Genomic DNA, 12,676 nt, shown 5'->3' with positions numbered 1-12,676 from the left:
TGGTCAAGTATTAATCGAAAAAAAGCCACTTTTATTTGTATTATGATGAACTGCTACAGAATAAAGTTCTCTCATAGGTGACCGATATAATTGAGATATATACTGTAGATAGTCTTTTTAACTTGGAAATGTGTATTCCATGTTATGCTTGCAAATGATAATCAATGAAATTTAGAGCCTAATTAATGAATATTCTTGGTATTTTCATTGGTATTGCTGGTGTTCTACTCATCGGGCTGGTGATTTGGATGGCGGTAATAGCGTTGAAACAGAAAAAAATAGAGTCTGATCGGCATCGTAAGCAGGAAAAATATCGTGTTGCGGTGGAGCGAAACCTCGAGTTAGAAAGGCAAGACCGACTCAAAAAGGCGGAAGAAGGACACATACCAACCATTCTTTATATGGCTAAAGAAGCCGAGAGGCGGGACTGGAGAGAATCATTCTATTGGTATGAGAAAGCAGCAAATCTAGATAACATCACGGGTATGTATGGTGTAGTTCGTCTAAGCAAGCGTTTTGAAGGCGATATTATCATGATGGAGAAATCCAAGTTTTGGCAAACGTATATCAAAGGGTTAGAGGGAGATAATGTTGCTTTATTCGAAACTGGTCGGGCGCTGATTCAAGGGTTAGGTGTCTCAGCCAATGTTGATAAAGGAATAAACATTATTGAAAAGTCTGCATTGGCAAACTTTATACCTGCTCAGATTTACTTAGGTGATTGGTGCATATCGAAGGACAATCCAACACCTAAGCCTGAGGATTCCACATACTGGTATACCAAGGCAGCAAAACTTGAAAATCTTGAGGCGATGATGAAGCTCGGACTCAATTATCTAAAAGGTGTTGGTGTTGTTAAAGATCATCGTCGAGCCTGCTATTGGCTGGAAAGTGCGGCTGAACTGGGATATCCAGAAGCGATGTATTTCTCAGGCAAGGCGTGGATTGACTTTGGCCAGGAAGGTAATTCTATTGCGTACATTTGGCTGTTTTTGGCTGCCCACTTTGGCTATGAGCCAGCAAAAACATTGAGGGATGAAGTCGGTAATAAAGTGGGTGTGGATTCGATTGTTATGCTTCAGCGCTTTGCTAAGCCATTAATGAAGAAAATCCAGTCAGGTACGATCGGTCGACATATTATCATTCGTGCCTTTAATAAGCTTTACAAGCGTGATGTGCCAATTCCTACGACAACTGAGTTTCTTGAAGATGAAGTTGTTTATGACAACAGCAACGAACTGTTAGATGAAATGACTATGCAGAATATGGACTTTTCACAAGAGATGAAGAGTAGAGAAGATGATTCTGTTGAGACCTCAACTCCAAAAGGAGATACCACTGCTCAGTGAGCAGTGGTTTACTTACTAACTATTTTTTCTTTCTTCTGCTTTGCAAGCAGCCGCAGTAAATACGACGTCAGTTGAACTGTTTAGCGCCGTCTCTGCAGAATCTTGAATCACACCGATAATAAAGCCTACCGCTACAACTTGCATTGCAACATCATTAGATATGCCGAATAGGCCGCATGCCAGTGGAATTAGAAGCAGTGAACCGCCAGCAACACCAGATGCACCACAAGCTGAGATGGCTGCGATAACACTTAGGAGTAATGCTGTCATGATATCGATATCAATACCCAAAGTGTTTACAGCTGCAAGCGTCAATACAGTAATTGTTATGGCAGCACCAGCCATGTTAACGGTCGCACCAAGAGGAATCGATACTGAATAGGTATCTTCATCTAAGTCCAATTTACTACATAGAGCCATGTTAACCGGAATATTGGCTGCACTTGAGCGGGTAAAGAATGCTGTTACACCACTTTCACGTAAGCATTGGAAAACAAGTGGGTAAGGGTTCTCTTTTGTTTTTACGTATACAATGATCGGGTTGATGATTAACGCAATAATCAGCATAGCACCGAGAAGAACGGCAAGAAGATGAGCGTATCCAGCTAATGCTTCAAAACCCGTTGTTGCAAACGTTTCTGCAACTAGGCCAAAAATACCGAATGGAGCAAGACGAATGATAAATCGGACCAGTTGTGAAACACCGTGGCTCATATCTGCTAAAACTTGTTTTGTGGTTGCAGCGCCATGGCGTAAAGCAATACCTAAACCGATAGCCCATGCAAGAATACCGATATAGTTTGCGTTAACGATAGCGTTAACTGGATTATCAACGATCTTAAATACAAGTGTTTTCAGTACTTCAGCGATACCTTGTGGTGGCGTTGCGCCTTGTGCTCCGGTAACGAGTGTCAACTCCGTTGGGAACATAAAGCTAAGGATAACAGCCACAACAGAAGCAGCAAGCGTCCCGATAAGGTATAGGAAAATGATTGGACGCATATGGGTATGCTGATTCTTCTTTTGGTTAGCAATAGAAGAAATGACCAGAATAAAGACAAGCACTGGCGCAACCGCTTTTAAACCGCCTACAAATAGACTTCCTAAAATACTGGCTTTAATTGCATATTCTGGTGACATCGCAGCAAGTGCGACACCGATGATAATACCTACAACAATTTGTAGGACTAAGTTACCTCGGGCAAAACGCGCGAGAGGATTGTTGTTTTGCATACTCATTCCTGAATAATTATTCGGTTACATTTTTATATGAATGCCAGATTTTATCTGGAGCTGACAATAGTAACTTGACAATATAATGTGTCTATAATTATTTCAGAAAAGAAACAAAAAATTGATTATGGCAAATTAATCAGCGTGATTTTTGCTCTCATGTTAATTTTTTGTTTTATTATATCGATCTTTTTACTGGTAAATAATACTAAATTATTTCCATATATTAGTGAGTGTTGTTCTTATGTCCTGTTTCGAAAGGGCAGTACTATTGTGCGGATGGGAGGCATGGGCAATCATTGGTAAGTCTGCTCTTGTCAGCTGACTCACCAATGAGTTCATAAGAAAGGATTATGAGCGATCTGCAAACTTTTCTAAACCAAGAACAAGTACGATGGCAAGTAGCATCAATAATACTGCAACGAGTAATTGGGGTTGATGAGATGTCACTTGTTCATAGGTAAATGGGCTTAGGTTATGTTGGAGTAGAGGAACCTTCTCACCATGGGAGTTTGTACGCCAGGTAATGGTTTCTTTCCAAGGCCAGATCTTTGGTAAAGTCCCGATCATCAATCCCGTCAGGGTTGTTAGCGTAAAATTTCGAGCATTTTTTAACAACCAAGAAAGTAGATGTGAAAACGTCAGAAGTCCGATTAAGCAGCCGACAGCGAAAAGACCCAAGGTTGTTACATCTCCACTTTTAACTGCGCCAAGAATGCCAGCATACATTCCCATCATTAATAAAATGAAGCTACCTGAAATGCCGGGAAGAATCATCGCACAGATAGCGATGGCTCCGGAGATAACAATATTGATAGGTGTTACTTCTAAGTGGAGTGGCTGCAAAACCGTTATCGAATAAGCGATTGCAATACCCGCAAAAAGGCCGACCAAAAGCAGTGGATTGCTTTTATTAATTTGCTTGGCAATGTGTAAAACCGACACAATGATCAATCCAAAAAAGAAAGACCAAATTGGAATTGGATGTGTGTCGAGTAACCAAGAGATTAATTTAGCTAATGTCGCCACGCTGGTTAAAATTCCAGCAAATAGGCAGATCAAAAATTTGATATTAATGTAGTCAAATGTTTTAGCCGTGCCGTTTTCTTTCCAATAACGCAGAAGAGTCGGATTTACTCTACGAATACTTTCCAGTAACGTATCGTAGACGCCAGTGATAAAGGCAATCGTTCCACCTGAGACGCCTGGGACGACATCAGCCGCGCCCATTCCCATACCTTTCAAGAAAGTCATTAAATAATTCATATATAAACGTTAATGTTTGTGAATACTTAGAGCAGTATATCTAAATTGTGAGAGGTAAACGTAAGAATATTGAAAAATATTGAATCAGATATGAGACAGTGATGACTATCACTGCTCACCATGTAGCGTCAGCTTAGTCCCATTGAAACGGAGTTTGTTTAGTAGATGCTTCACACTCTCTTTGCCGTTATCGTTGAATTCAAGACCGTAGCGTGCGTAATGAACCGACCGCTGAACATTACAAATTTTACCTTCTACAGAGCCAAATAAGCTGTGAGCACGTTGGTCGGTAAAGACATCAATAGTAATCACGTCTCCAACCAAGTATGTTTTGCCCAGTGGCGGGGTAAAAAAGCGGCAACCACTGCGAGAGAGATCTCTGATCTCACATTCCATTTTATGATTTCCGAGACTTGCACGACCAAACAGTTGCACTTCGTAGCGCGGTTCTTTGCGCAATTGTGTTATTTGCATCGTGTTTGGTATTGAAAATAATGCCAATGGAATGGGGTCATCAATCACATGCAAAAGTTGGCTACGAAAATGAACTAGCGCTCCTTCACCACGAGGAGAGATGGCTCTTACGTTCGTCCAGAAACCTTCCTGAAAAAAATAATCGAAATCATCACCAGAAATATTGGGAATTTCGGCAAGAATGTACGAATCAGAGTGGGTCCCAATGAATGCCGTTTTACAGTTGAATTTGGTTCCAACGGGCGCAGTGATGTTCAATACCAGTTCGCTTCCGTGCTCGATCAACGCAAGGGCATCTGTACTATTCATTGTTGACACTGACTTAGATTGACGTATCAACTTGCTGTTTAAAGGCTTTTCATCCGATTTGGCCACTGCGGACATTTCCTGCTTTCTTTTTATCGACGATTTCATTTCGTATTATGCGTTGCACTTTTATGTCAGAACCACGTTAAATTTATACAATTTTAGGATTTATTAAAATAGATAAATACAAAAAAGTTGGCTGAATTGAGGGTTTAGTCTCTATCAGACTTACATAAATCCTATTCTTCTACACAGACTTGATTCCGACCATTGGCCTTGGCTCTATACAGGGCTTTATCCGCTCGGTAAAAAGTTCGTTGGGTATTTTCACCATCTTTATGAAGTGTTATACCGATACTAACAGTCAATCCTCGTTCACCTAATATATCCTGCCAATGGAATTCGTATATCTTTTCACGGAAATATTCTGCATGCATTTTTGCTTTATTGATGTGAGTATTTTCCAGTATCACTAGGAATTCTTCACCACCAAAACGAATGCATGACGCATCGCTAAACTTAAAATAATCGGCGATCTGTTTGGATACGTTAACAATCGCTTTATCACCAACTAGGTGGCTTAGTTCATCGTTAATTGATTTGAAATGATCAATATCGATGATGAGAAAAGCAAATTGCGTTTCATGTAATAAGAGGTCTTTGAGCTTAGTATCAAGCCAACGGCGATTATGCAGCTTCGTCAGAGGGTCGATAAAGACATCTTGTTGCAACTGAGCCACAGTATTTTTCTGATTTTCCGTTGTTTCTTTTAACTCTTTATTTTCTATCTCTGAAAGAATCAATTTTAGCTGTAGTTCAAATTTTGATAAGCGCCTTAGCTGACTTGTTCCCAGTTCGCCAATCGGGATTTTAGACAGGAGATCCGATTCGATACGAAATGCTTTCTTCTGGTAAGTGAGTGCTGTATCAAACATTCTGCGTTGTTCGTAAACCTCACTAAGATGGTTATAGAGACTCTTCAACATAAAAGGAGTTGTTGAGTCATTGATTTTGTTCAGCCTGTTTCGCAGTAGCATCTCAGAAATTTCAAATCTCTGCTTCTGCATAAAGCACTCAGCAAGTATTAGGTGAATATGAAATGAAAGGGATGACAAGGGCTGGCTAGCCGATGAGTAATGTATAGCAGCAAGACGTTTCAGCGCGTTATCAAGGTTACCTTGGGCTAGTTCGAGTCGAGCTTCGTTATATATTACCTCACCAGTGTAAAACTTATCACTGACCAGAATACTGAGTTCTTCACATTCTTGAATCAACTCTTGAGCGGCAGAAAATCGATTGAGTTCTATGTAACTGGAAAGGATACCTATTTTATACTTCAGTCTCAAAGTGCGGCTTGAAATTGCGTGATCGATACTATCGACTTTTTGGAAAAATCGTAAGGCCTGATTGTTATCGCCATAAATCTGACAAAGCTGTCCCATACCGTATACGGCCATTGCGTATTCGTCGATGAAGCTATTTTCGACAGCAATGTTAGTTATCCCAATGTATTCATTGAGAGCACCCTGATATTCTCCATTTTGGATAAGGCGCTCGCTCAGCGTTAATTTTATCGACAGCAAAAATTCAGCATCGTTGGGGAGTCTGAGTAGTTCAATTGCCGACTCTAATTCTTCGATACTTTGCTGGTGTTGCAGTAGCTTCGCTCGATATTCAGAACTAATTACCCAGCATTGTGCCTGTTCCAGAGGACCTTTAGCTATATGATTGCGAACGTGAGCCCAAAAAATAATCGCCTCTTCGCCTGAAACAGACGTTGCATCAAGTCCGGCATCTTTGACTTTGTTGAGTAAAATTTCCATTAATGCCTCCCTGATGTTGAAAGTAACTCAAGTTGTTCGAGAGTAAACGGAAACGTCAAAATGTCGTGTAAGTCTACTTTGGGCAATGGGCCTGATAATCCTTGTCTCTCCCAAGGATAAAGTCCGATCATAGCAATAATGACCCGATGGAGCTCTGACGCTTCCGCATCTTTTTCATCGATTAATATTCCTAGTCGCTCAGAGCTTAAACGTGACACTAGGTCTTTTGAAGTACAGAGCGAATGCGTCAGTTCAGTACAAATATCGATGTACTTCGGATTGGGGTGATAGATGACTAACACGGTATGATTTGCGTGTTTTAACTCTGTTTTGAATAGAACGAGTTGCTCCCACCAATAAGTTTCTGACACAACATTAGACAAATGTTTTTCGGGGTTGTATTCATATTGACCACGCACACGATTGATCAATTTACGTGCTCGTTGCTCAAGTTGTTTCTTCGCACCACGAGCTTTATCGGAACTTTCTAATGCTTTCTGATGTTTAATTTGTTCTATCGAATAATGTCGGTATTTTTTAAAGGCATTTAACGCCAGATCGAATTGATCTTTTTGCTCGGCAATCTTACTTTGTTGGTAGTAAATTTGCGTTAATAATTCAGCATTACTGTTTTCCATGACATCAACAGACAACTCTGCTTGAGAAAGCAATTCGTTAGCTTTGTCCAAATCACCGCGCAACAATTCTAAACGGGCATGACTAATGGATGAGTGTATTTTTACCCATCCAAGGTTGTGTTCTACGGCGAGTTCATGAGCTGTCTGGGTAGCTTCTTCCGCATCTTTTAAACGCTCTAACCCAAGCAAAGCTAATGCTCGGAAATCCCAAACTTCAGCCAAATATTTTGTATCGTGTTCACTTTCAAAGATAGACTGAGCGGCATCCAATACCTCAAGCATTTCGACATAATCTTTCAGTAAATATAAGTCCCAAGCCCAAAGTACACGGGCTTTTCCTTCCAGATCATTAATGCGTGCGCTATTAGCAACCTGAACAGCCAGTTGGTGAGTCGAACACGCGAGTTGAAATTCCTGAGTTTCACGCCATATGTCACCAAGTCCCAACAAGCACTCAATTTCAACTTCAACATTATCTTCTAACGCGGCTTGCTCGAGTGCATTTATCCAATATTGCTGCGCGGTGAAAAGCTTGCCTTCTTCGAAAAAGTGCAGACCATGCAGTTCGAGAATGATTGGAAGAAAGTCGTCATGATCCAGTCGGTTTTGGAACTGTAATGCGTCTTTCGCAAACTTTAGTCCCATTTTGGGTTTCTTAAGATGCCAAGAACAACGAGACATGAGAATAAGACATTCTAGGCTTGCCTGAGGGAAGTCAATTTGTTTCGATCTGGCCAAACATTGTTCCAGAATAGTGAGGACATCTTCCGGATCGCCCTCTATGCGTCTTTTTAACTGTTCTATTTCTATCTCTAGGAGATATCGACTTCTATCCAAGTTGAATTCCTTCAGGCGCAAATCAGGGTAACTAAAATGGTTTCAATGTCTTAGTGAATACAACCTAAACCATTAAGTTATCGTCACCAATATCCCTAAGAAAGCATAGTTTATGCCAGTTTATCTTTTTGTTTGTATGGTGATTTATTTTTAATCAAGCACTAACAATATGACTTCTATCGCAATTTTGCAAATTAACATCCTTTGAGCAAGTCAAAACTTTGACTCAACTCTCTATAATTGACACTTTTGATAATAAAGCGATACATAATTTAACTTTGTACAAGCTATGCTATACTCCTTGTACATAGAAAAAAATTGTACAGTAATGAGGTGGATATGGAAGCAAAAAAGATTCCGGTAGGGGTTAGCTCTTGTGTCTTGGGTGAGAACGTGAGGTTTGATGGCGGGCACAAACGAAATCAATTCGTGTGTGGTCAGCTTGATACACATTTTCATTTTGTCCCTATTTGTCCTGAAGTGGGAATGGGTATGCCAGTTCCCAGGCCGACGATCCGCCTAACTCGAATCGACGGTGATATCCGTTTAATCGAAACCAAGAATCAAGAAGCTGATCATACCGAGAGAATGGTTAGCTATAGCAAAGAAAAAGTCCGCGATATTGCCGGGCTTGGTTTGTGTGGGTATATCGTTTGCGCTAAATCTCCTACATGCGGAATGGAAAAAGTTAAGGTTTACAAAGAAAACATGGCTGAGAAAGACGGTGTTGGCCTTTACACTAAAGAGCTCATGGCTTCTTATCCTTGGTTACCGATTGAAGAAGATGGTAGATTAAACGACCCTGTGCTTCGGGAAAATTTTATTTCGCGAGTGTATGCCTTGGATGATTTTCGCCGAAATGTTGAAAGGGAACCGTCAGCGAAAAAGGTTATTGAGTTTCATAGCAGATATAAGCTGACCCTCATGGCTCATCATCCTGCAAGTTACAAAGAAATTGGGAAGCTGGTTGCGGCTATTTCCAATTTCGAAATCGAGGATTTTGTTGCGAAGTATCGAGAGAAGTTCATGGATGCTTTGACATTCAGAGCGAGCCGAAAAAACAATACAAATACTCTAATGCATATCCAGGGATACTTTAAACGGTCTTTGACAAAAGAACAGAAAGCCGAGTTGGCAACGCTAATCCATGATTATCGATTGGGTGAATTGCCTCTTTTGGCTCCGATCACACTTATAAAGCATTATTTGTCGATGTATCCGGACACTTACTTAGAAAAACAAAAATTTTTAGAACCTCATCCTCAGGAGCTTCGTTTACGTTATGGATTGTAAACAACCACTTTACGCGATTAGAGAAGTATCAGAAATAACCGGAGTAAAGCCTGTTACTCTTAGAGCCTGGCAACGACGTTATAATCTGATTCAGCCGCAAAGAACTGAGAAAGGACACCGATTGTTTTCTGCTGACGATGTCGAAAAAATTCAGCAGATTCAAAGTTGGCTCAGCAAAGGCGTGTCGATTGGGAAAGTATCCTCGCTTCTTGATCAAACAGGAACGCTTGAAAGACTGCCACAGGAAGAACTGCAACATCTAGAAGAGTACGAAGCGATTTTAGATGCACTCACCGAGCTAAAACAAAGCAAATTGGCTCATCTAGTCAATTCTGTGATGAAAGAATATCCATTGGATATCGTTTCCAATCAGCTCCTATTTCCTGTCATTGATGCAATCGACAAAATGAAAGGCCCATCTAGGAGTCTCCGACGTGCTTTATTTCAAAGCGTGTTGATGACCAAAATTTCTCTTTTGATTGATTCAGAGAGTCGGGTGTCAAAGAAGGGGCGTTGTTTGTTTATTAGTCTCGATCCCGTTGGCAGTTTATACGCTTGGTTAAAGGCGGCAGAAATCGTTGAGCAAGGAGAACAGATTACGATTTTAGACGGTGTTGAAGAACTGTCTGGTTTAATCAGTTATGACATGTTGAATGACTTTTCGTCTGTATTTATTTTTTCCAATCGTGCTCTTAATGAAAACCAATTGCAGGGGATTCAATTACTTCAGCAAAGCGATTATACCGGGGCGATAGGTTGGTCAGATGTCATTGCAAAGCTTCATGAATTGGAGCCTGAAGTATGAATTTAGTTTGGCTACGAACTGACTTAAGAACGGTAGATAATACTGCACTTAATTCGGCCATGGCAACTGGAGAACCCACTCTGGCAATATTCATTGCAACGCCCGGACAGTGGAAACAACACGACAAAAGTGAGATTCAAGCTGACTTGATTTATCGCCGCTTGTTCGAGCTTAAAGGCGAATTATTAGACCTTAATGTGCCGTTGTTATATCAAGAGGTTGATAGTTTTTCAGATTCAATCGATGTTGTGCACCGAGTCGTCAAAGACTTTGAGGTTAAGCAGCTTTATTTTAATAATGAATATGAGCTTAATGAGCGCCGTCGTGATGCGGAAATTGAACAAACATTTGAACAGGATGATATTGATATTCATCGTTATGACGATAAGTGTCTGTTAGCGCCTGGCGCAGTGCTCAATAAACAGGGTGATTATTTCAAGGTGTTTACACCTTTTAAAAATTCCTGGCTAAAACTCGCCTATACTCCAGAAATTAAAAAGCTGGCTGCGGGAAAACCTTACGCTTTAAACGAGAAGCAAAAAGCTTGGCTACTTTCAGAATCCAGCTCTTTTACCTATCCGAGAATCTCGAGTGCTCAATGGGGTGTCAAATTCGATGAGATTCGTTCAGTTCTCAGACGCTTTTGCAAAGAGTCTATCCGTCAATATCATCAAAACAGAGATTTTCCCGCGATAGACGGGACTAGCCAATTGTCTCCTTATCTAGCCATTGGTGCTATTTCTGTTCGTCAATGTCTGGCCCGAGTGAATATGAGCTTCCCTGATGGGCAACCTGATGGCGCGGCAACATGGATAAGTGAACTCATCTGGCGAGAGTTTTACCAACATTTAGTTTGGTTTAGAGATGACATATCGATTGGGAAGAGCTTCCATGACTGGGGGCAATGGCTCCATTGGCATGAAAACGAAGAATTCTTTGAAAAATGGGCATCAGGTGAGACCGGTTATCCCATTGTGGATGCGGCGATGCGACAACTTAATCAAACCGGATGGATGCATAACCGTTTGAGAATGATTGTTGCAAGCTTTTTGACTAAAGACTTACATATCAATTGGCGTAAAGGGGAGTCGTACTTTATGTCCAAGCTGATCGATGGCGATTTCCCTGCCAACAATGGTGGCTGGCAATGGTGCGCATCAACCGGGTGTGATGGACAGCCTTATTTTAGGATTTTTAATCCGATCACTCAGGGACAAAAATTCGACCCGAACGGAGAATTCATCAAACGTTGGGTGCCTGAGCTGGGGCCTGTTCCATCAAAGTTCATCCACGAGCCATGGAAATGGGCTGGGGTAAAAAATCTGTCATATCCGGAACAAATAGTTGATCATAGTAAAGAGAGAAAGCTAACCTTAGAACTATATAAAGCGGCCAAGGATTCTATTGCTTGATTATCCGAATAGCACTATTGATGATATTGTCAGTTTCTACCTGCTGGGCAAGAGATTATGATCTTCCTCCAGAAGGAAGTTCAATCGTTGGTAATATTGAATATCATGAAGTGAAGGAAGGCGAAACCATCGCAGAGATCGCGGACAGCTATGATGTTGGGTTTCTGGCCGTGATGGCTGCCAATCCAGGTGTTGATCCATTTCTGCCCAAGCCGGGTACAGTTCTAACTATGCCAACCAGAATCATTTTGCCGCAAGTTGAGCGTGAAGGGATTATTGTTAACCTGGCGGAACTCAGGCTTTACTATTTTGATAAAGATAATAAAAAAGTACACATTTTCCCTGTTGGAATAGGACGAATTGGCCGAGATACTCCAGAGATGGAAACGGAAATTAGTCAAAAACGCCCGAATCCAACATGGACACCCCCAAATTCAATTCGCAAGGAATACCTTAAAAAAGGGATCACTTTACCTGCAGTTGTCCCTTCTGGTCCGGATAATCCTCTGGGCTTATTTGCTTTGAGATTGGCCTATGGACAAGGTGACTATTTGATACATGGTACGAATAAAGATTTTGGTATTGGATTACGTGTGAGCTCTGGTTGTATTCGAATGAATCCTGCAGATATTGACTGGCTTTTTCATAAGGTTAATGTCGGTTTAAAAGTGAAAGTGATTGATGAGCCTGTGAAGGTGAGTCTGGAGCCAGATAGAACGGTATTTGTTGAGGCGCATGAACCGCTTACACGTAGCGATGGAAGCAAAAAATCGTTATCTGTACCACAATCACTTATCTGGTGGCTCGAGGAAAATCAGCTCTCTGAAGATAAAGCGAAAGCCGTCATATTTTCCCAAAATGGATTACCTACGCAAGTGGCTAGCATTGAACAGTAAAAGCGTAAAAGGCTGATATTAAATCAGCCTTTTTTAAAGTAGGAATCGAACGAAATACTTTATTTAGTGTAACTTTGAGCAATATTGTCGATTCTTTCGTTGGCACGCTGTGCCTCTTCTTGAGCGGCGCTTGCAGCGTCTGCTGTCTGATTAAGTTTTTCAGTCATTTGACCATGAGAGGCTTCCATAGACGAAATCTTCTCACTAAGCATGTCTACTTTATTACTTAGTTCATCCAGTTTGCTTGTGGTGGCTTCATCTGTACTAGATGCACAGCCGGAAAGAATGAGTGCTGAAGATGCTGCTACAAGGAATAATTTGTTCATTATGAACTCCTTTTATGC

At 41.0% G+C, this 12,676-nt stretch carries 11 protein-coding genes; 5 read left to right on the top strand and 6 right to left on the bottom strand.

What is annotated here, in order from left to right:
• The first annotated feature begins 185 nt into the window (after positions 1-185).
• On the top strand, positions 186-1,349 hold the full coding sequence (locus tag EES38_RS02485; protein ID WP_243694134.1) for a tetratricopeptide repeat protein: 1,164 nt from the start codon (positions 186-188) through the stop codon (positions 1,347-1,349).
• 15 nt (positions 1,350-1,364) lie between these two features.
• Here EES38_RS02485 and sstT read toward each other — a convergent pair whose 3' ends face one another.
• The 5 genes from sstT to EES38_RS02460 all read right to left on the bottom strand — a co-directional run bounded on the left by sstT (position 1,365) and on the right by EES38_RS02460 (position 7,926).
• The gene (sstT, locus tag EES38_RS02480) at positions 1,365-2,582 is read right to left on the bottom strand and encodes a serine/threonine transporter SstT (RefSeq protein ID WP_124935576.1); all 1,218 of its coding nucleotides are present in this window, start codon (positions 2,580-2,582) and stop codon (positions 1,365-1,367) included.
• A 351-nt stretch (positions 2,583-2,933) separates the two neighbouring features.
• Positions 2,934-3,848, bottom strand: coding sequence for a polyprenyl-phosphate transporter (locus tag EES38_RS02475; RefSeq protein ID WP_124935575.1), 915 nt, complete (start codon positions 3,846-3,848; stop codon positions 2,934-2,936).
• A gap of 108 nt (positions 3,849-3,956) precedes the next feature.
• Positions 3,957-4,706 (bottom strand): flagellar brake protein, encoded by a 750-nt coding sequence (locus EES38_RS02470; RefSeq protein ID WP_124935574.1) that lies wholly within the window; start codon positions 4,704-4,706, stop codon positions 3,957-3,959.
• Between the two features lie 161 nt (positions 4,707-4,867).
• On the bottom strand, positions 4,868-6,451 hold the full coding sequence (locus EES38_RS02465; RefSeq protein WP_124935573.1) for a GGDEF domain-containing protein: 1,584 nt from the start codon (positions 6,449-6,451) through the stop codon (positions 4,868-4,870).
• Entirely contained in the window at positions 6,451-7,926 is a 1,476-nt protein-coding gene (locus tag EES38_RS02460; RefSeq protein WP_124935572.1) for a tetratricopeptide repeat protein, read from the bottom strand. The genes EES38_RS02465 and EES38_RS02460 overlap by 1 nt, the downstream gene beginning before the upstream one ends.
• Before the next feature lie 339 nt (positions 7,927-8,265).
• On the opposite strand from EES38_RS02460, the gene EES38_RS02455 reads away from it, so the two are divergent.
• The 4 genes from EES38_RS02455 to EES38_RS02440 are packed head-to-tail and all read left to right on the top strand — an operon-like array spanning position 8,266 to position 12,332.
• Entirely contained in the window at positions 8,266-9,219 is a 954-nt protein-coding gene (locus tag EES38_RS02455; protein ID WP_124935571.1) for a YbgA family protein, read from the top strand.
• On the top strand, positions 9,209-10,024 hold the full coding sequence (locus EES38_RS02450; protein WP_124935570.1) for a MerR family transcriptional regulator: 816 nt from the start codon (positions 9,209-9,211) through the stop codon (positions 10,022-10,024). Before EES38_RS02455 ends, EES38_RS02450 begins: the two co-directional genes overlap by 11 nt.
• Positions 10,021-11,436 carry a deoxyribodipyrimidine photo-lyase gene (phrB, locus tag EES38_RS02445; protein ID WP_124935569.1) on the top strand — a complete coding sequence of 472 codons (1,416 nt, stop codon included), beginning with the start codon at positions 10,021-10,023 and terminating at the stop codon, positions 11,434-11,436. The genes EES38_RS02450 and phrB overlap by 4 nt, the downstream gene beginning before the upstream one ends.
• Before the next feature lie 20 nt (positions 11,437-11,456).
• A complete protein-coding gene (locus tag EES38_RS02440) occupies positions 11,457-12,332 on the top strand; it encodes a L,D-transpeptidase family protein (protein ID WP_124935845.1) in 876 nt (291 codons plus the stop codon).
• 59 nt (positions 12,333-12,391) lie between these two features.
• Here EES38_RS02440 and EES38_RS02435 read toward each other — a convergent pair whose 3' ends face one another.
• Entirely contained in the window at positions 12,392-12,658 is a 267-nt protein-coding gene (locus tag EES38_RS02435; RefSeq protein WP_124935568.1) for an Lpp/OprI family alanine-zipper lipoprotein, read from the bottom strand.
• Between the last annotated feature and the right edge of the window lie 18 nt (positions 12,659-12,676).

Origin of the sequence: Vibrio viridaestus, assembly GCF_003856525.1 — a bacterium.
Taxonomy (GTDB): Bacteria; Pseudomonadota; Gammaproteobacteria; order Enterobacterales; family Vibrionaceae; genus Vibrio; species Vibrio viridaestus.
This window is presented reverse-complemented; position numbering and strand designations above follow the sequence as displayed.